At 70.4% G+C, this 22,828-nt stretch carries 19 protein-coding genes and 1 tRNA gene; 8 read left to right on the forward strand and 12 right to left on the reverse strand.

Annotated elements, in window-relative coordinates; translation table 11 throughout:
* The first annotated feature begins 122 nt into the window (after positions 1-122).
* The 4 genes from CCN35_RS00600 (at position 123) to CCN35_RS00615 (ending at position 3,086) form a co-directional block, all read left to right on the forward strand.
* A complete protein-coding gene (locus CCN35_RS00600; protein ID WP_067397438.1) occupies positions 123-467 on the forward strand; it encodes a hypothetical protein in 345 nt (114 codons plus the stop codon).
* 58 nt (positions 468-525) lie between these two features.
* A tRNA-Val gene (locus CCN35_RS00605) sits at positions 526-600 on the forward strand.
* A 205-nt stretch (positions 601-805) separates the two neighbouring features.
* Positions 806-1,576: a DUF4097 family beta strand repeat-containing protein gene (locus CCN35_RS00610; protein ID WP_067397466.1), complete on the forward strand. Its 771-nt coding sequence runs from the start codon at positions 806-808 to the stop codon at positions 1,574-1,576.
* 34 nt (positions 1,577-1,610) lie between these two features.
* Entirely contained in the window at positions 1,611-3,086 is a 1,476-nt protein-coding gene (locus tag CCN35_RS00615) for a hypothetical protein (protein ID WP_067397437.1), read from the forward strand.
* A 63-nt stretch (positions 3,087-3,149) separates the two neighbouring features.
* On the opposite strand, the gene CCN35_RS29085 is transcribed toward CCN35_RS00615, so the two are convergent.
* From CCN35_RS29085 to CCN35_RS00630, 3 genes are all read right to left on the reverse strand, one after another.
* Positions 3,150-4,403, reverse strand: a complete 1,254-nt coding sequence (locus CCN35_RS29085) for an amidase domain-containing protein (RefSeq protein ID WP_067397436.1) — start codon at positions 4,401-4,403, stop codon at positions 3,150-3,152.
* Between the two features lie 200 nt (positions 4,404-4,603).
* Positions 4,604-5,905, reverse strand: a complete 1,302-nt coding sequence (locus tag CCN35_RS00625; RefSeq protein WP_086791158.1) for a polysaccharide deacetylase family protein — start codon at positions 5,903-5,905, stop codon at positions 4,604-4,606.
* 56 nt (positions 5,906-5,961) lie between these two features.
* Positions 5,962-8,280 carry a transglycosylase domain-containing protein gene (locus CCN35_RS00630; RefSeq protein WP_425444271.1) on the reverse strand — a complete coding sequence of 773 codons (2,319 nt, stop codon included), beginning with the start codon at positions 8,278-8,280 and terminating at the stop codon, positions 5,962-5,964.
* Between CCN35_RS00630 and CCN35_RS29090 the strand changes: the two genes are divergently transcribed.
* Both CCN35_RS29090 and CCN35_RS00635 read left to right on the forward strand, forming a co-directional pair.
* Positions 8,216-8,371: a hypothetical protein gene (locus CCN35_RS29090; protein WP_160161956.1), complete on the forward strand. Its 156-nt coding sequence runs from the start codon at positions 8,216-8,218 to the stop codon at positions 8,369-8,371. The genes CCN35_RS00630 and CCN35_RS29090 overlap by 65 nt on opposite strands.
* Positions 8,372-8,719: 348 nt before the next feature.
* On the forward strand, positions 8,720-8,941 hold the full coding sequence (locus tag CCN35_RS00635) for an FmdB family zinc ribbon protein (protein ID WP_067397434.1): 222 nt from the start codon (positions 8,720-8,722) through the stop codon (positions 8,939-8,941).
* A 64-nt stretch (positions 8,942-9,005) separates the two neighbouring features.
* Here CCN35_RS00635 and CCN35_RS00640 read toward each other — a convergent pair whose 3' ends face one another.
* The 3 genes from CCN35_RS00640 to CCN35_RS00650 are packed head-to-tail and all read right to left on the reverse strand — an operon-like array spanning position 9,006 to position 13,526.
* Positions 9,006-9,839 (reverse strand): HAD family hydrolase, encoded by an 834-nt coding sequence (locus CCN35_RS00640; RefSeq protein ID WP_086791162.1) that lies wholly within the window; start codon positions 9,837-9,839, stop codon positions 9,006-9,008.
* On the reverse strand, positions 9,839-12,322 hold the full coding sequence (locus CCN35_RS00645; RefSeq protein WP_086791164.1) for a phosphoribosyltransferase: 2,484 nt from the start codon (positions 12,320-12,322) through the stop codon (positions 9,839-9,841). Before CCN35_RS00645 ends, CCN35_RS00640 begins: the two co-directional genes overlap by 1 nt.
* Before the next feature lie 37 nt (positions 12,323-12,359).
* Positions 12,360-13,526: an HpcH/HpaI aldolase/citrate lyase family protein gene (locus tag CCN35_RS00650; protein WP_067397431.1), complete on the reverse strand. Its 1,167-nt coding sequence runs from the start codon at positions 13,524-13,526 to the stop codon at positions 12,360-12,362.
* A 172-nt stretch (positions 13,527-13,698) separates the two neighbouring features.
* Here CCN35_RS00650 and CCN35_RS00655 point away from each other — a divergent pair, with 172 nt between their 5' ends.
* The gene (locus CCN35_RS00655) at positions 13,699-14,592 is read left to right on the forward strand and encodes a TerD family protein (RefSeq protein ID WP_067397430.1); all 894 of its coding nucleotides are present in this window, start codon (positions 13,699-13,701) and stop codon (positions 14,590-14,592) included.
* A 69-nt stretch (positions 14,593-14,661) separates the two neighbouring features.
* On the opposite strand, the gene CCN35_RS00660 is transcribed toward CCN35_RS00655, so the two are convergent.
* The 6 genes from CCN35_RS00660 to CCN35_RS00685 form a co-directional block, all read right to left on the reverse strand.
* On the reverse strand, positions 14,662-15,399 hold the full coding sequence (locus tag CCN35_RS00660; RefSeq protein WP_067397429.1) for a TerD family protein: 738 nt from the start codon (positions 15,397-15,399) through the stop codon (positions 14,662-14,664).
* A 156-nt stretch (positions 15,400-15,555) separates the two neighbouring features.
* Entirely contained in the window at positions 15,556-16,701 is a 1,146-nt protein-coding gene (locus CCN35_RS00665) for a DUF475 domain-containing protein (protein ID WP_067397428.1), read from the reverse strand.
* Positions 16,702-16,752: 51 nt separating this feature from the next.
* Positions 16,753-17,331 (reverse strand): TerD family protein, encoded by a 579-nt coding sequence (locus tag CCN35_RS00670; RefSeq protein WP_086791166.1) that lies wholly within the window; start codon positions 17,329-17,331, stop codon positions 16,753-16,755.
* 121 nt (positions 17,332-17,452) lie between these two features.
* Positions 17,453-18,028 (reverse strand): TerD family protein, encoded by a 576-nt coding sequence (locus CCN35_RS00675; RefSeq protein ID WP_086791168.1) that lies wholly within the window; start codon positions 18,026-18,028, stop codon positions 17,453-17,455.
* Positions 18,029-18,164: 136 nt separating this feature from the next.
* Positions 18,165-18,623, reverse strand: a complete 459-nt coding sequence (locus tag CCN35_RS00680) for a peroxiredoxin (protein WP_086791170.1) — start codon at positions 18,621-18,623, stop codon at positions 18,165-18,167.
* A 220-nt stretch (positions 18,624-18,843) separates the two neighbouring features.
* A complete protein-coding gene (locus tag CCN35_RS00685; protein ID WP_067397424.1) occupies positions 18,844-19,281 on the reverse strand; it encodes a DUF3052 domain-containing protein in 438 nt (145 codons plus the stop codon).
* Positions 19,282-19,738: 457 nt separating this feature from the next.
* On the opposite strand from CCN35_RS00685, the gene aceE reads away from it, so the two are divergent.
* Positions 19,739-22,486 carry a pyruvate dehydrogenase (acetyl-transferring), homodimeric type gene (gene aceE, locus CCN35_RS00690; protein ID WP_086791172.1) on the forward strand — a complete coding sequence of 916 codons (2,748 nt, stop codon included), beginning with the start codon at positions 19,739-19,741 and terminating at the stop codon, positions 22,484-22,486.
* Positions 22,487-22,828: the final 342 nt, after the last annotated feature.

Raw genomic sequence — 22,828 nt, forward strand, 5'->3', positions numbered from 1 at the left:
TTCGCTCACTGTGCGTAGCGGACCGCCCCCGGCGGCCCGCTACGCACAGTGAGCGAATTTCGAACACATGATCCCATCGCAACAAGTCGCGACTCGGATTCGAACAGGCATAGCATTGTGCCGTGGCTGAGTCCTATGACTTCCCGAGTGACCTCCTGGACGCTCAGGAGGAGTTGCATCAGGTCCGAGCCGAACTGTCCGCCCTGCTCAAGCGGCTGCCCTGGTCGGTCGAGCCGCTGGACGGGTTCAGCGACGACGCCGGCTGGCGCAAGGTGGAGCGCCCGGCCTCGCCGGGGTGGACCGACGACGAACAGGCCGAGGTCGAGAAGCTCCGGCGGCGCGAGCGCGAACTCGCGGTGTTCATCACCACCCACCGCTACTGGTCGGAGCTGTCCGGCCCGGACAGCGTCAAGGCCCGCAGCCGGCTGAAGCACGTCCACGAGCCCCGGCGCGAGGAGGAGGCCTGACGCACGTGACGGGTTTGTGCGGCACTCCCCCCGACAAGGTAGGCTGTCGACTCGCCGCGGGTGCGTAGCTCAGGGGTAGAGCGCCTGCCTTACAAGCAGGATGTCGGCGGTTCGAAACCGTCCGCGCCCACCAGTGCGGAAACCTCAGCGAAAGCCCGGGCCGACGGGTGTCCCCGCCGGCCCGGGCTTTCGTCGTGTCAGAAGACCGCGGGGGCGGGGGTTTTCCCCACCCCGACCTCGGTGGTGCTCCGGATTCAGCGGACCGGCGCTTCCTCGTACGGTCGTCGTGAAGCCGCAGGGGCTCACCGTCCGTAACCCCAGGGGAGATGGAGATCGTCATGTCCCGTACCGTTCCTGTCCGTGCCGCCGCTCTCGGTGGTGCCGTCGCCGTCCTGCTCGCCACGGTCACCGCCTGCGGCAGCTCCGCGGAGGAGGACAGGAGCCCCGAACACCGTTCCTTCGCCCTGCGCGGGCACACCCTGACCATCGACGCCGACGACTCGGCGCTGGAGGTCGTCGCCGGGTCGCAGCAGGCGGGCAGCATCCGGGTCACGCAGTGGTTCACGGGGTCGGTGCTGCTGGGCGAGGACCCCCGGGCGACCTGGGACATGCGGGACGGCAACCGGCTGGTGCTGCGGGTGCGGTGCCGCGGGCTCTTCCCCGACTGCGACGCCAGGCACCGCGTCGAGGTCCCGCACGGGGTCACCGTGAAGGTCGAGGACGAGAACGGCCGGGTGCGGGCCCGCGGGTTCAAGGACGCGCTGGACATCCGGACGCGCAACGGCTCCGTGCACGTCACCGACACCAGCGGTCCCCTGGAGCTGCACTCCGACAACGGCTCGGTGCGGGCGGAGGTGTCCTCGCGGCGGGTGCGGGCCGGCACCCTGAACGGGGCGGTCCGCCTGCGCCTGGACGCCGTACCGGACAAGGTGGGCGCGACCTCCGAGAACGGCTCCGTCGGCATCACGCTGCCGCGCGCCGCGTACCGGGTGACGACGAGGAGCGACAACGGCCCCGTGGACGTCTCCGTGCCGCGCGACGACTCCAGCCCCCACACGGTGTCCGCGACCACCAGCAACGGAAGGATCACGGTTCGTACGACGGGCTGACCGCCCCCTGTGCCCGCGGTCCGTGAATGGGACAATGGTCCCAGGGACCGCGATCACAGCACGGGAGAGGGATGTGACGGCGACACCGGCGACACCCGCACAGCCGCACTCGCCGCCTGCACGGCCCCGGGGCACCCGTCCGGCCTGCGAACCCTCCCGCTTCGTCCCCGTCCGGGCCGCGCGCACCCTCCGGGCCGCGCACGACGTCCTCCTCCTGACGGGCCTGCCCGTGCTCGCCGCGTTCGCGCTGCCCGCCGTCTTCGCCGGCGGCGGGACCCGGCGCTGGTTCGGCGGGCGGGCCGAGACCCAGCGGGCCCAGGCGCAGGCCGCCAAGGACGCCGCCGCAGCCGCCTTCTACGAGCTGGACACCGCCCAGCGGGACCTGCGGATCTCCGTCGAGACGATCACGGCCGTCGACGACTCCCCCGCCGCCCGCCGCGCGGTCGCCGGCTTCGAGGCGCTCAGCCGGCGTGTCGACGAGGCCAGTCACCGCTACATCCAGGCGGTCGACGCGCAGGACCTGGACCGGGACGACCTGGACGCCTCCACCGCCGACCGGGCGCGCATCGCCCTGACGGCCGCCAAGGACGAACTGTGCGACGTCAAGCGGGAGCTGGATCGATTTGCCCGCAGTCTCGGCCCGCTGCTCGACAAGGCCGAGACCCAGCTGGCCCGGGTGGCCCCCGCGGTGGAGCGCGCCCGGCAGGCCCTGGGCGCCGCGGCCGCCGCACTGGACGGTGCGCGGGCCTCGGGGCTCAGGGCGGACGACCTGGCCGCCCGGCTCGCCGCGCTCTCCCCCGACCTGACCAAGCTGAACCAGGGCGCGGGACAGCACGGTGTGCGGCAGACGCTGGAGCGCGCCGAGCGGGTCACACGGGAGGCGGAGGCGATCCGGGCGGAGGCCGCACGGCTGCCGGAGAGGGCCGCCGAGATCGACCGCCGGCTGGTGTCGCTGCGCACCCGCGCCCAGGCGCTGCACACCCGCACCGAACAGGTGGAGCCGCAGCTCAGCGAGTTGCGGCGGCGGTTCGCGCTCGCCTGCTGGCAGGACCTGCAACGGGTGCCGGAGCAGGCCGCCGACCATGTCCGGCAGGCGGAGCTGCGGCTGAAGGAGGCACAGGCCGCACGGGAGGAGCAGCGCTGGCCGGACGCGACCGCGCTGCTGTCGACGGTACGGGCGCTGCTGAACAGCGCCGACGAGGCGGTCTCGGCCGTCGGGGACCGGCTGCGGCGGCTGAACGAGGTGCGGAAGGATCCGCAGGCGGAGATCGAGAGGACCCGGTTCGCGATCCGGGACGCGCAGCGGCTGGCCATGGCGGGCCGTACGACGCCGGACCCGCGGCACGCCGGCCCGCTGGACGCGTCGGTGGCCCGGCTGGAGCGCGCGGCCGCCACGCTGACCGGCCACCACCCGGACTACTGGCACTTCCTGACGGAGACCGAGGCGATCCGGCGGACGGTCGCCGATGTGGTCGCCCTGATACGCGAGGAGCGGGGAGCCGGCCGCTGAGGACCGGCTCCCCGCTCCCACGGGGTGTCCGCGCCGCCGCTCAGGTGCGGCGGACGCCACCGCTCAGGTGCGGTAGGCGTAGTAGTACGCGTTCGGGTACGACGCGATGATGCTCGCCACCGACCGGTTGTAGGTGTTGGTCGAGTGGTACGACAGATACGGCACGCCCTGCGGACTGCGGTACGTGACGATCATCGTGTGGTCCTTGGCCCCGTCCCGGTTGAAGTCCATCTGCAGCACGTCGCCGAGGTCCATCTGGTAGACGTTGTCGAGGCTGCTGACCCGACCGGAGTGCAGGGCGAACCAGGAGAACTCGTTGACCCCGATGAACGAGTGCGACTGGATCTCGGAGTTGCCGAACCACTTGGTGTAGTCGTACACGTAGCCCGGAACGTGCTTCCAGCCGCCCGCCTTCAGGGCCTGGCTGACGAAGTTGGTGCAGTCACCGCCGGCACCCGCCCCGTCGAAGCTCGGGTACTCGGGGTTGTAGTTGTTCCAGTGCTTCGTCGCGTAGTCCACCATGGCCTTGTAGTCGTAGCCGGAGGCGGAGAAGTTCTTCGGCGCGGCGGGCGGGTTCGGGGTGATGGCCGCACGGGGCGCCGCCGGCGGGTTGCCGCTGTTGGGCGTGGTCGCCGTGGTCGACGGAGCCGGAGCCGAGGTGGACGGGGCCGGCGCCGTGGTCGACGGAGCCGGAGCCGAGGTGGACGGGGCCGGCGCCGTGGTCGACGGAGCCGGAGCCGAGGTGGACGGAGCCGGCGCCGAGGTCGTCGGAACCGCGGTGGGCTCCGGGACGACGGGCGGGGGCTCGATCTGGTTGACCGCCACACCGTCGTCGGTGTTGCGGATGTCGGTCAGCTGCCAGTTGCCCTTGCGGTCGGCCTTGAACGTCAGCTCGTGGTGGGCCTGGAAGCCGGTGGTCTTCGGCTCGTTGCCGCGGATCTTGCGGTACGTCAGGGTCGTGGTCTCGGTGACGGAGACCTTGGCGGTGCGGCCCTTCACCTGCGTGGCGTTCAGCTTGACGCTGGTCTTGGCCGAGCTGTACTTCTCCCCCAGCCTGGCGAGCCGGGCCTTGCGTCCGCGCAGCTCGGACAGAGCGGAGCTCTCCTCGCGCGACTGCGCGTCGGACAGCCGGACCTTGCCGGAGAAGCCGGACGTCCGGCGGCGGTCCTTGTCCCCGTCCTTGCCGTCCACCAGCGCCTGCGTGCGGTCGGTCAGCACCGCGGTGGCCAGCTTCTGGAAGGTGGCCCTGGTGGCCGCGTCCACCGTGGGGTCGTCGGTGATGGCGGCGCCCGCGCTCCAGCTGGGCACCAGCGCCACACCGGCGACCACAGAAGCGGCAGCGGCCGAGACTATGGCGACGCGACGCCGTTTATGGCTCAGTCTTCTTGATTTCAATGATGTTCCCCTCTACGCCGGTACATCTACCGGGCGACCGCATCTTCGCATGGCGTGTGTGGCCCTTGTGAAGGGGGTAGTACAAGACTCTTTGTCCTGTCAGGGATTGGCCCGCCGGGGCGTCACTTGATCACCGTCGACCAGTCGGGCGACTGGGCCGGGTCGAGCGAGCGCAGCCGCTGCAGGTTCTCGGGCTTCTGGACGTCCAGCCAGTCGGCGAGCTCCTTGAAGGACACGCACTTGACGTCCTTTTTGGTGCATACGCTCTGAACGACCCGGTCCACGGCCTTCATATAGATACCGCCGTTCCACTGCTCGAAGTGGTTGCCGATGAACAGCGGGGCCCGGCTGCCGTAGTAGACCCGGTTGAAGCCGGCCATGTAGGTGTTGACGGTCTCCTCCTCCCACTGCGGGTACTTGGCCGGATCGCCCTTGGTGTCCCCGTCCGACTGGTTGTAGAGGAAGTTGAAGTCCATGGACAGGCCCTGGTACTTGCCGTTCTCGTACGGAAGCATCTGCAGCGGGAAGTCCCAGATGCCGTTCTTCTTCGTCGGCCAGATCTGGAAGTCACCGGGCGAACTGGCGTCGTAGCGCCAGTTGTAGTCCTTGGCGGCCTTCAGCAGGTTGGGCTGTCCCTCCAGGCAGGGCGCGCGTCCGCCGACGACCTCCTTGCGGATGTCGAAGGGCAGCGGCGGGATGTCGGTGAAACCGGTGTTGGTCTTCCATTTCTCCACGAGGGAGAAGAACTGGTCGATCTCCTGCTTCCACTCCTCCACGCTCCAGTCGCCGCCGCCCTTGGGGCCGCAGAAGTGGCCGTTGAAGTGGGTGCCGATCTCGTGGCCGTCCTCGTAGGCCTTGCGGAGCTGCTCCAGGGTGGTGCGTATGTGGTGCTCGGTGGGGTAGTCGATCGCCGCGGCGCCCCGCGGGTACTTCGGCGGGTCGTAGAGGTGCTTCTTCTCCTTGGGCAGCAGGTAGATGCCCGTGAGGAAGAAGGTCATGTGGGCGTTGTACTGCTTGGCCAGCTGCCGGTAGTGCGAGAACAGCTGATCGCTGCCCTCCAGGGCGCCGTCCCAGGAGAAGACGACGAACTGGGGCGGCTTCTCCCCGGGCTTGAGCGGCTCGGGCTTCAGCCGGCCCTTCTGCGGCCCGGTGTAGGAGGTGGAGCCGTCCCCGATGATGCGGACCTTGCCGTCCCACTCGGGTTCCTGATCGGACCGGCCCGAGGCTCCCTTGGAGTCCGAGCCGGACCTGGAGCCGTGCTGGGCACCGGTGGACGCGATCGGCTCGGCGGAGTCGGAGCGGGTCAGCGCCAGGGAGCCCGCCACCACCGAGGCGACCACCAGCAGGGCGGCCAGGGTCACGAACTCGGGACGAATGCTGCGACGGCGTGCACTGGCCTTGCGACGTCGACCGGTTGACTTCATGAGCGGCTCATTCTGCGAGTGAGGTTCGGTGGGCGGGAGCGGCCGGGGAGCCGGGATCAGCCGAGCGGCCCCACGGCCTCGGCCCAGATGGTGTACGGAACACTGTCCTCGCGCGTTCCGGCGAGCCCCTTCAGGGGCAGCGGTTCGAGGCTCTTGGCCAGGTCCATGCGGTAGACCACGACGGCCGTGGACACCGACTCGACGGTACCGACGTACCAGGCGGCGGTGTCGTCCTGGGTGGTGCCGATCTTGCCCACCACCGAGTCCGCGGCGGGTGCCGCGGTGGGGTGGGCGGTGCGGAAGGCGTCGCCGAGCGCCTGGGTGACCTCGTCGGCCACCTCCGTGCGCATCGCACGCCGCGTGGCCGGGGCGTCGAGCTTCACGGTGGCGCCGTTGCGGGTGATCCGGCGCACCGAGTACGGCTCGGTGTGCATGCCGCGGGCGGCGAAGGTGGCGTAGCCGTTGGCCATGCGGATCGCGCTCGGAGTGGTGGAGGTGCCCGTGGACAGGGAGGGCACCTGCGGGCCCAGGCTGGAGGGAAGCAGTCCGGCCGCCTGGGCGGTCTGCTTCACCTTGTCCAGGCCGGTGTCCATGCCGAGCTGCATGAACGGGGTGTTGACGGAGTTCGCGAGGGCCTTGCGCAGCGTGATCTGCCCCCAGGACTTGCCGTCGTCGTTGCGGGAGGTCACCTTGCGGCCGCTGCGGTCCCAGTAGGGGCCCTCGGGAGTGGTGACGGGGATGTCGTCGTCGCCGTTGTAGACGGTCTGCGGGGTGACCGGCTGCCGGGGGACGTCGCGCTGCTTGATCACGCCGTGCTCGAGCCCGGCCGCGTAGACGAACGGCTGGAAGGCCGAACCGGCGGGCACGGTGGTGGCATTGGACTCGTTGAAGCCCTGTTTGCGGTGGTCGGGACCGCCGTAGACGGCGAGGATCCGGCCGTCGGCGGCGACGGACGCGGCGCCGTAGTGCACGGTCCTGGCCGGACCGGGGGCGGTCTTCTGCGCCTTCTTGCGGGCCTTGGTGACCGCCTTGGTGAGCTTGTCCTCCAGCGCGCGGTCGAAGGTCGTGTAGATCTGGTAGCCGCCCAGGTCGAAGTCCTTGTCGGAGATGTGCGCGGCCTTCTTGGCGTACTGGGCGGCCAGTTCGACCAGGTAGTCGCTCTGCTTGCCGGTGGCGTAGAGCGGGTTGCGCTCGAGCGGCTCGGGGAAGGTCCGGTACTTGGCGCGCTCGGCCTTCGACAGCTTGCCGATCTTGACCATGCGGTCGAGGATCCAGCTCCAGCGCTCCACCGCGCGGTCGTGGTTGGCCTTGCTGAGGGTGGGGTCGTACAGGCCGGCCCCCTTGAGCAGGGAGGCGAGGAAGGCGGCCTCGCTCGCGTTCAGGTCGTCGACCTCCTTGCCGTAGTAGGCCTGGGCGGCGCGCTGGATGCCGTAGGTGCCGCGGCCGAACCAGCTGGTGTTGAGGTAGCCCTCGAGGATCTTGTCCTTGCTCATCTGGTTGTCCAGCTTGAGCGCGATCATCGCCTCGGTGAACTTGCGGCCGAGGGTCCGGTCCTGCGACAGGTAGACGTTCTTGACGTACTGCTGGGTGATGGTGGAGCCGCCCTGGGTGTCCCCCCTGCCGAGCGTGCGCCACACGGCCCGGGTGATGCCCTTGAAGGAGATGCCGGGGTCGGTGTAGAAGCTCTCGTTCTCGGCCGCGAGCACCGCCCAGCGGACGTCCTCGGGTATGTCCTCCAGCGGCATGGCCTGCCGCTGCACCCAGCCGGTACGGGCCATGGGGGTGCCGTCGGCCCAGAAGTAGACGTTGTCCTGCTGAGTGGCGTAGCTGTTCAGGTTCTGGGGGACGTCGGTCGCGGCGTAGGCGACGGCGAAGAAGACGGTGGACAGGCCGAAGGCCGAGAGCACGGCACCGAGCCACTGGCGCCCGGAGGGCAGCCAGCGGCGCCAGCCCACGCGGTCCGGACGCGGATAGGCGGGCTTGAGCCTGCGGGCGTACGGCGCGACCGCCGCGACGAGGGGGGCCAGACGCTCGGCGAGCGGGGAGCGGGCGCGCGGCTTGCGACGGGCGGCGCGCCGGGAGGACGCTCTTCTCGGGCTGCCCGATTCCGCTGATTCCGCCGGTTCCGCCGGTTCCGCCGATTCCACCGATTCCGTCGAGGCGGCGGAATTGACGGAATCATCCGAATCAGTCGAATCGGCTGAACCGGACGGGACGGCCGATTCGGGTGAAAGGGCGCGCAACTGCATGGTCTCGTGCGCCTGCCGGCCGGCCGCGCTCCGTTCTCGGAGAGCGTCGACCTTCAGCTGCATGGTTTCGTCCGCCGCGCGCGCCGTGTCGGCCTTTGCCCGCGCCTTTTTGTCCGATGCGCGCAGGGCGTCGACCTTCAATTGCATGGTTTCGTCCGGCTTGCGCGGTGCGCCCGCCGCCGAGGAAGCCTCGGAGGAAGCGGCCTCGCCCGATTGATGCGCTGCGCCGGTCCCCTTCTGCGCGGCCGCATTCTGTTTCCGGAGGGAGTCGACCTTCAGCTGCATGGTCTCGTCCGCACGGCGACCTTCCTCCGGAAGGCCTTCCCCCTGCCCTGCCCTGGTCACGACCGCGTCTCCCTCCGCACTCCGTGTTGCTCGCGCGGGTCGGCACAGCTACCGCAGTCGCGGCTGCCATCCCCCGTGGTCCACAGCCGCCACGCGGCCCTCGCGGCACTACAAAATTATCAGCCGTCTTTTCAATTCCTCCGCACAAGATCCGGACAGAAACCCAGACATAAGAAACACGGAGTCCTGTGCATCCGGTCACTCCCGTTAATCTGGACACATGCCTCGTTACGAGTACCGCTGCCGGAGCTGCGGCGACACCTTCGAACTGAGCCGTCCGATGGCGGAGTCGTCCGCCCCGGCGACCTGCCCCGCCGGTCACGAGGACACCGTCAAGCTGCTGTCCACGGTCGCCGTGGGCGGCTCGGCCGCCGCGCCGTCGTCCGCACCGCGGACCGGCTCGGGCGGCGGCGGGTGCTGCGGCGGGGGCTGCTGCGGCTGACGTCTTCGGCGCGGGCCCGCTCCGGACAGGCCGAACCTGCCGGGGCGGGCCCGACGGCATCCGCCTACCGGGCCTTTCGTACCGCCCCGAGGAACTCACGGGCGATCCTCTCCCCGGCGAGCACACCGCGTTCGGGCAGGGCGACGACCCCGGGGGCCGTCCATCCGGTGTCGGCCAGTTCGCCGTGACCGGGCCGCCAGCCGCGGTCCACGGCCAGCAGCAGCTCGGCGTCCAGCAGCGAGTCACCGGCCCCGAGGACGAGGCCGGCGCCGGTGCGACGGGCCACCTCGCGCACCGCCGCGCCCTTGGTGAGCGGCCCCGGCACGACATAGAGCTTGCGGCCCTGCAGGGAGACCGTCCAGCCGCGGCTCCCCGCCCATGCGGTGAGCTCCTTCACCCAGCCGTGGGGCAGCAGTTCGCGTTCGACGACGAGGTAGACGAACAGGTCCTCGGCGACACGGTGCTTGCGCACCCAGGCCGGGTCGGCGGTCCGCAGCAGATGCTCCCGCACCTCGGCGAGCGGAGCGCACTCCACGGCCAGCCGGCCGGTGACCTGCCGGTGCCAGTCGGCGTCCGGGACGCCGTCCACCAGCAGATGCCCGCCGTTGGCACAGACGACGTACGCCGGCGCCGGGCCCGGCAGCTCGACGCGCAGATACTGCTCGGGGGTGCGGGTCGTGGCCGGCACGAAGACCGCGGTCCGGGCGAGTTCGGCCAGCAGCCGGGCCGCCGTCTCGGTCATGTAGGACAGCGGCTCGCCCTCGTACGTCTCCACGCACAGCAGCCGCGGCGGGGGCTCCTGCCGCGCGGGCGGGGAGGCGTCCGGCGAGGACAGCGCCAGGGCGGCGGAGGAGTAGATGAGCGTACGGTCCAGGTCGCTCGCCACCAGCACCGGCATCAGCGGCTCACCGCCCTGCCGTCGGCGCCGGTCGCCCCGCGGGTGTAGCGGGGGTGGATCAGCCCCACGCAGCGGTACGGCAGTTCGTCGACCTCCTCGACCGGGACCCCTCTCTGCTCGGCCAGCAGGCGCACATGGTCCAGGTCGGGGCCCGCGTCGGCCCGTGCCAGGACCTTCCACGGGACACGGCGCAGCAGCACGCGCGTGGTCTCGCCGACGCCCGGCTTGACGAGGTTCACGTCGTGGATGCCGTACTCCTCGCTGATCCGCTCGACGGCCGCCCAGCCCGCCCAGGTGGGGGTGCGGTCGGCGGACAGCAGCTCCTTGGAGGCGGTGTCGACGGCGTCGGCGACCTCGGCGAAGCGGGAGGAGACGGTGTCGAGGAAGAGGTTCGAGACGTCGGAGCCGGCGAGCTCGCGGTAGAACTTCGCGCCGTGGTAGTCGTGCGGGCCGACCAGGTCCGCGCGCAGGACGGTCCGTGAGACCAGGCCGGAGACGGTGGAGTTGAGGCAGGCGGAGGGGATGAGGAAGTCCTCCCGGGTGCCGTAGGTGCGCACGCACGAGCCGGGGTCGGCCAGCACCGCGATCTCCGGGTCGAACCCGACGATGCCCTCCTTCTCCTCGAACTCACTTATCGCCTGGGTGAGTTCGCGTGTGATGGCGCCCTTGCCGGTCCAGCCGTCGACGAAGACGACGTCGGCCGGGTCGTGGTGGGCGGCCAGCCAGCGCAGCGCATTGGCGTCGATGCCGCGGCCGCGCACGATCGACACCGCGTAGTGCGGCAGGTCCAGGCCGTGCCGGAACCGGGCCCAGCGGCGCATCAGCACCCCGATCGGTGTGCCGGCGCGGGCGAGCGAGACGAGGACGGGCCTCGGCGTCCGCTCGGCGAGGACCGTCTCGGTGACCACGCCGACGGCCTGGGCGATCCGCACGGCGGAGGTCTTCAGGGCCGCGTGGAACAGCTCCTGGTACCGCTCGCTCGGCTGGTACTCCACCGGCAGCGACTCCGCGTAGTGCGCGCCGCCGCTCTGGATCGCCTCCTCGCGTTCCTCGGTCGGCGCCTCCAGCGCCACGTCCGACAGGTCCTGCAGCAGCCAGCCGACCTCGTCGGGCGCGTACGAGGAGAAGGCGGGGCCGCGGAGGGGCTCGGGCAGCATCGAGGACCTTGACCTTTCGGGGACGTACGAGGGCACGACCGCGAGCAGGACGTGCGGGACGTGCGCGGCGAGCCGGGCCAGCAGACCGGTGGGCGCGTGCAGTTCGGGGGTGTCGGCCACGGAGTCGACGACGGCGACCACGGTGTCGAAGCCGCCGCCGGCCACGTTGTAGGCGTAGCGCTCGCCGGGGCCGTCGGCCGGGTCGTCGTGCGCGTCGAAGACCAGCCGGGTGCGGATCGCGTAGCCGGGGTCGTCCACGGCCAGCACGGGCGAGCGGGTGGTGGAGGAGTAGCGCACCTCGGCCGCCACGGTCCGCTCGAGCTCCCGGGCCAGCCTGAGCGGTGCGTACATCAGCTCCTCGAACCCGAGCACCAGCACCCGCCGCGCCCCGTCGGGCAGCGCCTCGGCCACCCGGGCGGCCATGGCGGGCAGCGCCTGCTCCAGCCGCTGCCGGTGAGCGGGCGTGAAACCGTGCCGCCCTCCGTCCGGAAGCCCCCGCGGCCAGCCCAGCTCGACCCGGCCGACCCGGCCCCGGGCGCGCTCCTTCGGCGCCTCGGCGGCACCGCGCGGCCCGGCGGCCTTCCCCGGACGTTCCTCGGCCGCTCCGGCCTCGTGGCGGGCGACCAGTCGCCGGCCCCTCTCCAGGACGTCCGCCGGAAGACGGACCGTGCCCGAGGCGGTGGCGATCAGGTCGACGCGGGCGCCGATCTCCCGGGCGAAGGCGTCCAGGCGGGCGGCGTCGGAGGGGGCGCGCATGTCGACCAGGGCGGCCACGACGTACCGCCGCCGCGGATGGCGGGCGTGCAGGGCGCGGATGGTGTTCAGGACCGTGTTGCCGGTGGAGAACTCGTCGTCCACCAGGACCAGCGGCCCGGGGGAGGCCAGCAGGCCCGGGTCCTCGGGCAGCAGGAGGTGGGAGGTGGCGTGCGAGTGGGACTCCTCGAAGCCGCCCGCCGGGGCGATGCCGGGGACGGGGCGGCGCGTGGAGTGGAGGTACGGCGCGGTGCCCAGGCCGTCGGCGACCGCGTGGCCGAGTCCGGTCGCGGTCTCCGCGTAGCCGAGGACCACGGCTCTCTCCGCCTCCTCGCGGCCCAGCAGGTCCCGTATCCGCCGGCCGAGGACGAGCCCGTGGTCGTACACCACCGACGGCGACTGCGGCACGTGCTTGCCCAGCACGTGGGACACCAGCAGATGCGCCCGCTTGGGGTTGCGGCGCAGGGCGAGTCCCAGCAGGTCCGTCAGCCCGTCGTCGCCCACGAGTTCGACCCCGAGCCGCTCGGCGACCCAGGTGCCGGACCAGACCCCGTCGTTCACTGGCGTGTTCATGCGTTCCTTGTGCGAGCCCTCGCGGTGAGCGGTGCGGTCAGTCGGGAATGGCGGCGGCGAGCAGTTCCACGAAGCCGACGTCCTCCCGGGCGACGCCGAAGACCTCGGCGCGCAGCAGGGTCCGCTCGGCCCATGCGCGGTGCGGCTTCACCTCGTTCATCTTGTTCGTGTACGCCGATCTCAGCACGCCCCCGCCGCAGCGCTCCGGCCGCAGGATGTCCACCGCGTCGCTGAACTCCTCGTGGCTGACCACCGACAGCGCGTGCACCGGCAGGGTGTGGGAGGGATGGATGCAGGTCTTGCCGAGCAGTCCGTTGGCGTGGTCCAGGGAGATCTCCCGCAGCAGCCCGTCCATCGCGTGCTCGATCAGCTTCGCGCGCAGATCGGCCGCCCGCACCTCCAGGAAGGGGCTCTGCCGCAGCTGCGGCTTGAACATGCGCTCCTGTGTCCGGAAGTACTCCCACACCGGCCCGGTCACCGTGAAGCCGGTGCCGTCGGCCCGCCCCAGCATGTTCACCACGTCGGCGATCACGGAGGCGACGACCTGGACGTCGTAGGCCGTCATGTCGGGGGCCCTGCGCAGCCCGTAGGAGGAGCAGAAGTCCGTCACGCCGAGACGCAGCGCGAGCACCCGGTCCCGGTACTTGTCGACCACGCGGAAGATCCCCTCCAGGGTCTCCACCCGCGACTCCCGGTACAGCAGCTCGGGCGACTCCAGGACCGGCATCGCGAACAGCCGCCGTCCGCTCGCCGCCTCGGCGGCCTCCAGCGCCTCCAGGAACGGCAGGCCCCGCTCCCCGGTGAACTTCGGCAGGACGAACCCGGACAGCAGCCGCACCGCGGGGCCGAGCCGCCGCACCAGGTCCGGTATCTGCTCGGGGAAGCGGACCCGGACGAACAGCAGGGGAAGGTCACCGGCGGGCTCCCCGGCCAGCGCGGTGAGCTGCCGGATCAGGTTCTCCTCGCCGCACTCCACCTCCGCGTCGTCGATCGAGTCCTCCAGGCACAGCACCATCGAGACCACACCGCGTCCGGCCTGCTTGACGATGTCCTGGGCCAGCCGCGGCCGGGTGGCCGGGCTGTAGAGCGTGCCGCCCAGGGCCGCGGAGAGCAGCCGGGCCGGGGAGTCTGCGGTGAACTCGCACGGTTCCTGATGGAAAAGGCGCCGCCGCACCTCAGGGGCAAGATGCCCGAAATGACGCATGTGGCTCCCCGTTGCGATATCGATGGTCTGCGAAAGAAAACTGTCAAAGGTGGCCGATAATAGTACGTACGATCCCGCGTCTACGGTTCCTACCTGGGGTGAACTTCCCGTTGCCCCCTTGTGTACGTGGCCCGCGTTGTCGTGATCAGGACGGAGAAGGCAGGATGGCCGCATGACGCACGCGATGCTGAAGGGGTCGAACGTCCCGGTGGAGGCCGGCACGGTACGGGCCGTGGTGCGCTGGGCGCCCGGGCAGGAGCTCCCGGACGTGGACGCCTCGGCACTGCTCCTGGGTCCCGACGACCGGGTGCGCTCCGACGAGGACTTCGTCTTCTACAACCAGCCCCGGCATCCCTCCGGGGCGGTGTGGCGGCTCGGCAAGAAGCGGGTCGCCGACGGTCTGACGGACAGCATCCAGACCGATCTCACCGGCGTCGATCCGGAGGTCAACCGGATCCTGCTGGTCGCCTCGGCGGACGGCGTCACCTTCGACCGCGTACACGCCCTGCGCATCCTGCTGTACGACGCGGCGGTCCCCGAGGGCGAGCCGCTGGCGTATTTCGACGTCAAGCCGGAGACCGGTCAGGAGACCGCGTTGATCTGCGGCGAGCTGTACCGGCGGGGGGACGGCTGGAAGTTCCGGGCACTCGGTGAGGGCTACACCGACGGCCTGAAGGGCCTTGCGACCGACTTCGGCATCTCGGTGGACGAGTCGGAGGAGGCGCAGCCGGCCTCGCAGCCGCTGCCTCCCGAGCAGCCCGCACCGGCGGCCCCGACGGCGACCGTGGCTCCGCCGCCCACGGCGGCACCGGCGGCCCCGGCGACGCCGCCCACGGCTCCGCCGCCGCCCCCGACGGCTCCTCCCTCGGCTCCCACGGCCCCGGTGCCCGCGGTGGGGGTTCCGGCGGCTCCCGCGGCGGGGTACGGGTACCCGTACCCGACCAGTCAGCCGGCCTACGGCTACCCTCCGGCGCCGCCGGCCCCGGCGGCCGGGTACGGGTATCCGCCCGTGCCCGACCCGGAGTTCCGGCTGCCGCCGCAGGGGCCGCAGTTCATCGGACGGTGAGGGGGCGCCCGCCCGGGGCGCCCCTGCCCCGAGGGGCAGGGGCGGACGCGTCCGCCCGCGGCCGGGGCGTCACCGGCCGGTCCTGGACTTGTAGGCCCTGCCCCACTGGAGCCCCCAGCCGTAGAGGTGGTCCAGCTCCGACTGGAAGCCGTAGACGAACCTCACCTCGCGGTGGACGATCACCTCGCCCTTGACGTTCTCGAGGAGCACGACCGCGCAGGACCGGGCCTGCGGCTGGCGCTCGTCCAGGCCGATCTCGATCCGGGGGCCGCTGCTCGGGTACAGCGTGACGACCGCCTGGGTGCGGTCGAAGGCCGGGGTCTGGTCGTAGATGTAGACGAAGACCAGCAGCCGCTTGATGGCGTCCCACTGGTCGAGGTTGATGTAGAGGGTCTCACCCGACCCCGATCCGAACCGGTCGTCGCCGCTGAGCTTGACGTACGGCGGTGCGTTCACGTCGCCCAGGAAGTTGCCGAGGGGCTGCACGACCCCCTTGGTGCCGTCGGCCAGCTCGTACATGCAGCCGAGGTCGAGGTCGACGTCGACCATGCTCTGGCCGTGCCCGAGCACCTCCGGCGGCTTGAGCGCCTTGAGGGGGTGCCGCAGCAGGCTCTGGCGGGCGGGGCCGCCGATGTCGGAGGTCCGCATCCGCCAGGACAGGTTGATGCGCAGATGCCCGGTGGCCGCGCCCTGCTTGGTCAGTGAGATCCGGGAACGCCGTTTGGTCAGCTCGATCGCGGTGGTCGCCGCGTTGCCCGAGTCGAACTGGTTCGCGCGGCCCCCCAGCAGGCCGTCGAAGAGCCCCATGTCCCGTAACCACCCCCTGGGGCCGCTCATCGGCCCCGTCCACGCGCATACGTCGGCGGGGCGGCCCCGAGGACCCGGCTCACGACGCCGTCGTCCACGTCGGACCGCCCCGCCCAGAAGCGTTCCTCACCGCGGGGGCCGTCACACCCCCGGCGGTCACGCCTGCGACGAGACCGCGGCCTTCTCGCCCGGGCCCGCCGCCTCCTCGGCCGCCGCCAGCGCGCGGTTGCGGCGCACGGAGGACCAGAAGGACCAGGCGATCAGCACCACGCCGATCAGGCCGGTGATGATCTCGTGGATCTGGTACTGAATGGTGATCATGAGGATCACGGCCAGCGCGCCGATCGCGTAGTGCGCCCCGTGCTCCAGGTAGACGTACTCGTCGAGGGTGCCCTGGCGGACCAGGTAGACCGTGAGCGAACGGACGTACATGGCGCCGATGCCCAGGCCGAGGGCCATCATGATGATGTCGTTGGTGATGGCGAAGGCGCCGATCACGCCGTCGAAGGAGAACGACGCGTCCAGGACCTCCAGGTAGAGGAACAGGAAGAACGCGGCCTTGCCGGCCAGGGCCACGGCCGAACGTTTCCTGCCGGTGCGCGCGGCCTCCTCCTCCGCCTCGTGCTCGCGCTCCTCCTCTTCCTCGAGCTTGTTCTCGAAGTAGCCGGAAAGACCGCCGACGACCATGTACGTGATCAGGCCGGCGACACCGGCGATCAGCACCGTCTCCGTCTTGTCGGCGTGACCGCCGCCGTGCTGGTGGGCCTGGGTGGCGACGGTGAAGGAGCTGATCAGCAGGACCACCAGGGCGATGCAGGCCGACAGCATGTCGACCTTGCCCAGCTTGGCCAGCGGCCGCTCGATCCAGTGCAGCCACTTGATCTCCCGGTCCTCGAAGATGAAGTCCAGGAAGATCATCAACAGGAACATGCCGCCGAAGGCGGCGATCGCCGGATGGGCGTCGGTCACCAGCTCCTGGTAGCGGTCCTTGTCGGTGAGCGCGAGATCGACGGCCTCGAGGGGCCCCATGCCGGCGCTGACGGCGACGATCACGACCGGGAAGACCAGCCGCATGCCGAAGACCGCGATGAGAATGCCGATCGTGAGGAAGATCTTCTGCCAGAAGGCATTCATCTTCTTCAGGATCCCGGCGTTGACGACCGCGTTGTCGAAGGACAGCGAGATCTCGAGGACGGACAGGATCGCCACGACGCCGAAGGCGACCCATCCCCCGTAGAAGAACGCGGCGACCAGGCCGAGCGCGGTGACCGCGAACGACCACCCGAAGGTTTTCAGAACCACTGGTTACCCAATCCGTACGTGTACGGGTCTCCCCCGCGCCGCACTACGGCTTCACGAAACATTGACTCCGAAGTCTAGAGCGATTCCCCGCAGCCCCGACGCGTACCCCTGTCCCACGGCCCGGAACTTCCATTCGCCCCGGTAGCGGTAGAGCTCGCCGAAGATCATGGCGGTCTCGGTGGAGGCGTCCTCGCTCAGGTCGTAGCGGGCGAGTTCCTGGCCGTCGGTCTGGTTGACGACCCGGATGAAGGCATTGGAGACCTGGCCGAAGGACTGGCCCCGCTCGTCGGCCAGGTGGATCGAGACGGGAAAAACGATCTTTTCGCACTGCGGCGGCACCTTGCCGAGGTCCACGAGGATCACCTCGTCGTCGCCCTCGCCCTCACCGGTGAGATTGTCACCGGTGTGCTCCACCGACCCGTCCGGGCTCCTGAGATTGTTGTAGAAGACGAACCACTCGTCGCCCAGCACCCGGTTGTTGCCGGCGCACAGCAGGGCGCTGGCATCGAGGTCGAAGGGTGCTCCGGTGGTGGAGCGCGCGTCCCAGCCGAGCCCCACCATGACATGGGTCAGGTTGGGTGCGGCCTTGGAGAGGGAGACATTGCCCCCCTTGGCGAGCGTGACGCCCATGTGCGGATCCTCCCCGTGACGGTGCCGGTGTGGTTGTCCTGCACGTCCGGCGCCGCGCTGAAACGCGCGGCGCCGGATGTACGGGATCGCGATCGGGATTTCCGGTGGTCCGGACCCGTGCTCAGACGTTCACACCGAAGTCCTGGGCGATGCCGCGCAGACCCGAGGCGTAGCCCTGGCCGATGGCGCGGAACTTCCACTCCGCGCCGTGGCGGTAGAGCTCGCCGAAGATCATGGCGGTCTCGGTGGAGGCGTCCTCGCTCAGGTCGTAGCGGGCGATCTCCGCACCGCCCGCCTGGTTCACCACGCGGATGTAGGCGTTGCGGACCTGTCCGAAGGACTGCTGGCGGTTCTCGGCGTCGTAGATCGACACCGGGAAGACGATCTTCTCGACGTCGGCCGGGACGGCAGCGAGGTTCACCTTGATCACCTCGTCGTCGCCCTCGCCCTCACCGGTGAGGTTGTCACCGGTGTGCTCGACCGAGCCGTCGGGGCTCTTGAGGTTGTTGAAGAAGACGAAGTGCTGGTCGCTGACGACCTTGCCGGAGCTGTTCAGCAGCAGCGCACTGGCGTCGAGGTCGAAGTCGGCGCCCGTCGTGGTGCGGGCGTCCCAGCCCAGGCCGACGAGGACCGCGGTCAGGCCCGGGGCCTCCTTCGTCAGCGATACGTTGCCGCCCTTGCTGAGGCTGACTCCCACGAGTCCTCCATTGGTTGTCCGGGGGCGGGGAGCCCCGTCGTGCATCGGATGTCGGGTCAACGACTCGATCGTAGTGACGGGTTCCCGGCCCATGCAGACCTTCAGGACGTCGAGTCGCCGGTGTCGGGTTCCCGGATCACAGGGCCTCGAGCGCCTTGACGTAGTCGTTCAGGTCACGGGCGTCCGGCAGGTCGTTGACCACGGTCCAGCGCACGACGCCCTCCTTGTCGATGATGAAGGTGCCGCGCAGGGCGCAGCCCTTGTTCCCGTCGAAGACGCCGTAGGCGCGGGACGTGTCGCCGTGCGGCCAGAAGTCGCTCAGCAGCGGGTACTCCAGGTTCTCCTGCTCGGCGAAGACACGCAGGGTGTGGATGGAGTCGTTGGAGACGGCCAGCAGCTGGGTGTCGTCGTTGACGAACTTCGGCAGGTTGTCGCGCAGCGCGCACAGCTCACCGGTGCACACGCCGGTGAAGGCGAACGGGTAGAAGAGCAGCACCACGTTCTTCTCGCCGCGGAAGTCGGACAGCCTCACGGTGCGGCCGTGGTTGTCCTTGAGCTCGAAGTCGGGTGCCTTGTCGCCGACCTGGATCGCCATCGTCCTGCTTTTCCCTTCGGTGGACTGTTCGGGTGGAACCACCCTACGCAGTGATCACCTCGGGCCGTCGGACGGGCCGGGCACGGGCCGGCCCGTCCGGCGCTCGGACGAAGAGCCGTCGGGCCGGCGAAAGGGGATTCTCCGGGGCGCGCGGCCCCCGGGCCGGCCGCGCCGGCCGAGGTCACCGCACGGTCGCCGAGCGGTCGCCGAAGGGGAACGGTCACCGCTTCGACTTCGCCGCCTTCGGCGTCACCAGACGGCTGCCGCTCCAGTCCTTGCCCACGCTGACGCTCTTGCTCGCCGTCAGGCCCGCCGTGGTCGCGGCTTCGGAGATGTCGCTCGGCTCCACGTACCCCGCACGGCCGGTCTTCGGCGTGAGAAGCAGGATCGCACCACCTTCTTCGATGTACGTGGTGGCGTCCACCAACGCATCCGTCAGGTCGCCGTCCTCGTCGCGGAACCACAGCACCACGGCGTCGGCCACGTCGTCGTAGTCCTCGTCCACGAGCTCGCCGCCGATCGCGTCCTCGATGGCGTCACGGAGCTCCTGGTCGACGTCGTCGTCGTAGCCGATCTCCTGGACCACCTGCCCGGGCCGGAACCCCAGCCTGACGGCCGGGTTCGTCCGCTCCTCCGCGTGGTCCGCGGTCGCGCTCACGGGTTGCCTCCTGATGATGTTGCGATATAGGTCTTCTAGCCACGCGCGTGCGCGAAGCATTGGCCGTAGTCCACACGGGCGGGCCGGATCGCGCAAGTACCCAACGGTTCGGACCGTCGAAACGGTGACGATCCCGGCGGTGTCGCCGCAACTCCTGACACGGTATCGCGGTCGGCGGTGACACACACCACACCCTTCTGCCCGGTTTGCGCGTCCGGGAACCGGGCGCGGGCAGGAGACGCACGGGGGCGCTTTTGTTACCTCGGGGTAGAGATGACGCCCGGCTCCCGCGAGGTACACGATGGGGAACGATGCGGGCGCGGGCAGGCGAACCGGCCCGAACCCGGGAAAAATCCAGAACAGCTCCAGAACAGCCCCTAGAACACCTTTTCGAACACCCCAGACATGTCAGCAGCACGTCCCAGGTATGTCAGCCCTCTGACAGGTGAGGAACACCGTGGCTTCCGGACCCGATCGAAACCCGATCATCATCGGCGGTCTTCCGAGTCAGGTTCCTGACTTCGACCCCGAGGAGACCCAGGAGTGGCTCGACTCTCTCGACGCCGCCATCAAGGAGCGGGGCCGGGAGAGGGCCCGCTACCTCATGCTCCGGCTGATCGAGCGCGCCCGCGAGAAGCGCGTGGCCGTGCCCGAGATGCGCAGCACGGACTACGTCAACACCATCCCCACCAAGAACGAGCCGTTCTTCCCCGGCAATGAGGAGATCGAACGCAGGATCCTCAACGCCACCCGCTGGAACGCGGCGGTGATGGTCTCCCGCGCCCAGCGCCCGGGCATCAGCGTCGGCGGCCACATCGCCACCTTCGCCTCCTCCGCCTCTCTCTACGACGTCGGCTTCAACCACTTCTTCCGCGGCAAGGACGACGGCCGCGGCGGCGACCAGATCTTCTTCCAGGGACACGCCTCACCGGGCATCTACGCGCGCGCGTACCTGCTGGACCGGCTCACCGAGGAGCATCTGGACGGCTTCCGCCAGGAGAAGTCCAAGGCGCCCTACGGACTGCCCAGCTATCCCCATCCGCGCTCGATGCCGGACTTCTGGGAGTTCCCGACCGTCTCCATGGGCCTCGGGCCGATCAGCGCGATCTACCAGGCCCGGATGAACCGCTACCTGCACGCGCGCGGGATCGCGGACACCTCCGAGTCGCATGTGTGGGCGTTCCTCGGCGACGGCGAGATGGACGAGCCGGAGTCGATCGGCCAGCTGTCCCTCGCCGCCCGTGAGGGCCTGGACAACCTGACCTTCGTGGTCAACTGCAATCTGCAGCGCCTGGACGGCCCGGTGCGGGGCAACGGCAAGATCATCCAGGAGCTGGAGTCGATCTTCCGCGGCGCCGGCTGGAACGTGATCAAGCTGATCTGGGACCGCTCCTGGGACCCGCTGCTGGCCCAGGACCGCGACGGCGTGCTGGTCAACAAGATGAACACCACGCCGGACGGCCAGTTCCAGACCTACGCCACCGAGTCCGGCGCGTACATCCGCGAGCACTTCTTCGGCGACGACCACCGGCTGCGCAAGATGGTCGAGAACATGACCGACCACCAGATCCTGATGCTGGGGCGCGGCGGTCACGACCACCGCAAGATCTACGCGGCGTACAAGGCGGCCCTGGAGCACAAGGGCCAGCCGACGGTGATCCTGGCCAAGACGATCAAGGGCTGGACGCTCGGCCCGAACTTCGAGGGCCGCAACGCCACCCACCAGATGAAGAAGCTGACGGTCGCCGACCTCAAGCACTTCCGCGACCGTCTGCACCTGCCGATCCCCGACAAGGCGCTGGAGTCCGGCCTGCCGCCGTACTACCACCCGGGCCGCGACAGCGAGGAGATCCAGTACATGCACGACCGCCGCAGGAGCTGCGGCGGCTATGTGCCGACCCGGATCGTGCGCTCCAAGCCCCTGCGCCTGCCGGACGACAAGACGTACGCGTCCGTGAAGAAGGGCTCGGGCCAGCAGCCCATCGCCACCACCATGGCCTTCGTCCGGCTGCTGAAGGACCTCATCCGGGACAAGGAGATCGGCCGGCGGTTCGTACTGATCGCGCCCGACGAGTACCGCACCTTCGGCATGGACTCCTTCTTCCCGAGCGCGAAGATCTACAACCCGCTGGGCCAGCAGTACGAGTCGGTGGACCGGGATCTGCTGCTCGCCTACAAGGAGTCGCCGACCGGGCAGATGCTGCACGACGGCATCTCCGAGGCCGGCTGCGTGGCCTCGCTGATCGCGGCGGGCTCCGCGTACGCCACGCACGGCGAACCGCTGATCCCGGTGTACGTCTTCTACTCGATGTTCGGCTTCCAGCGCACCGGCGACCAGTTCTGGCAGATGGCCGACCAGATGGCGCGCGGTTTCGTCCTGGGAGCGACCGCCGGCCGCACGACCCTGACCGGCGAGGGGTTGCAGCACGCCGACGGCCACTCGCATCTGCTCGCCTCGACCAACCCGGCGTGCGTGGCGTACGACCCGGCGTACGCGTACGAGATCGCGCACATCGTGCAGGAGGGGCTGCGCCGGATGTACGGCGGCGACGAGCAGCACCCGCACGGCGAGGACGTCTTCTACTACCTCACCGTCTACAACGAGCCGATCCCGCAGCCGGCCGAGCCGGCGGACGTGGACGTCGAGGGCATCCTCAAGGGCCTGCACCGGATCGGCCGGGGCACCGCGGGCGAGATCCCGGCGCAGATCCTGGCGTCGGGCGTGGCGGTCCCGTGGGCGCTCGAGGCGCAGCAGATCCTCGCCCGGGAGTGGAACGTCAGGGCCGACGTCTGGTCGGCGACCTCCTGGAACGAGCTGCGGCGCGAGGCCGTGGCGTGCGAGGAGCACAACCTGCTGCACCCGGAGGAGGAGCAGCGGGTGCCGTGGGTGACGCGGAAGCTGAGCGGGGCCGAGGGGCCGTTCGTGGCCGTCTCCGACTGGATGCGCTCGGTGCCGGACCAGATCGCCCGCTGGGTGCCGGGGACCTACCAGTCGCTGGGCACCGACGGCTTCGGCTTCTCCGACACCCGGGGAGCGGCCCGGCGGTTCTTCCACGTCGACGCGCAGTCGATCGTGGTGGCCGTGCTGACGGAGCTGGCCCGCGAGGGCAAGGTCGACCGGTCGGTGCTGAAGCAGGCCATCGACCGCTACCGGCTCCTCGATGTGACGGCGGTCGTTCCGGGGACGGCGGGCGGGGACGCGTAGGCGCCGCGGCTCCTTCCCGAAGACTCGGTCCCCGCGGACTTCTCCGCCCCGCCCGGGTGTCCCCGCCGCATCCGGGCCGGGGCCCGCCGTGCCCAAAACGGCCGTGCGCCCCGGGGCACGGCCCGGACGTGCGGTCCGGCCGGACGGCCCGGGGCGCCCGCGCGCTGTGCACCCGGGGCCCGCCGTCGTCGGCCTCCGTCCCGTCACCGGGCCGGAGCCGCCCCGGGTGCGGGGCTCGGGCGCCCCGGTTCCGTACCGGGAAGCCGCCCGCGCGCTGCCCCCCTCCAGCAGCGCGCGGCAGCCGCCCGTCCCCCGTTTTCATTCCCTGCGGAGGACTTGACC

The organism is Streptomyces thermovulgaris (assembly GCF_002155915.1).
GTDB lineage: Bacteria > Actinomycetota > Actinomycetes > Streptomycetales > Streptomycetaceae > Streptomyces > Streptomyces thermovulgaris.

What these genes read in the sequence shown, in the direction of transcription:
- CCN35_RS00610 (WP_067397466.1), top strand. Translation starts at nt 806, where the DNA reads ATGTCCCGTACCGTTCCTGTCCGTGCCGCCGCTCTCGGTGGTGCCGTC.
- CCN35_RS00615 (WP_067397437.1), top strand. Translation starts at nt 1,611, where the DNA reads ATGGTCCCAGGGACCGCGATCACAGCACGGGAGAGGGATGTGACGGCG.
- CCN35_RS00625 (WP_086791158.1), bottom strand. Translation starts at nt 5,905, where the DNA reads ATGAAGTCAACCGGTCGACGTCGCAAGGCCAGTGCACGCCGTCGCAGC.
- CCN35_RS29090 (WP_160161956.1), top strand. Translation starts at nt 8,216, where the DNA reads ATGGTTTCGTCCGCCGCGCGCGCCGTGTCGGCCTTTGCCCGCGCCTTT.
- CCN35_RS00635 (WP_067397434.1), top strand. Translation starts at nt 8,720, where the DNA reads ATGCCTCGTTACGAGTACCGCTGCCGGAGCTGCGGCGACACCTTCGAA.
- CCN35_RS00640 (WP_086791162.1), bottom strand. Translation starts at nt 9,839, where the DNA reads ATGCCGGTGCTGGTGGCGAGCGACCTGGACCGTACGCTCATCTACTCC.
- CCN35_RS00645 (WP_086791164.1), bottom strand. Translation starts at nt 12,322, where the DNA reads ATGAACACGCCAGTGAACGACGGGGTCTGGTCCGGCACCTGGGTCGCC.
- CCN35_RS00650 (WP_067397431.1), bottom strand. Translation starts at nt 13,526, where the DNA reads ATGCGTCATTTCGGGCATCTTGCCCCTGAGGTGCGGCGGCGCCTTTTC.
- CCN35_RS00655 (WP_067397430.1), top strand. Translation starts at nt 13,699, where the DNA reads ATGACGCACGCGATGCTGAAGGGGTCGAACGTCCCGGTGGAGGCCGGC.
- CCN35_RS00660 (WP_067397429.1), bottom strand. Translation starts at nt 15,399, where the DNA reads ATGGGGCTCTTCGACGGCCTGCTGGGGGGCCGCGCGAACCAGTTCGAC.
- CCN35_RS00670 (WP_086791166.1), bottom strand. Translation starts at nt 17,331, where the DNA reads ATGGGCGTCACGCTCGCCAAGGGGGGCAATGTCTCCCTCTCCAAGGCC.
- CCN35_RS00680 (WP_086791170.1), bottom strand. Translation starts at nt 18,623, where the DNA reads ATGGCGATCCAGGTCGGCGACAAGGCACCCGACTTCGAGCTCAAGGAC.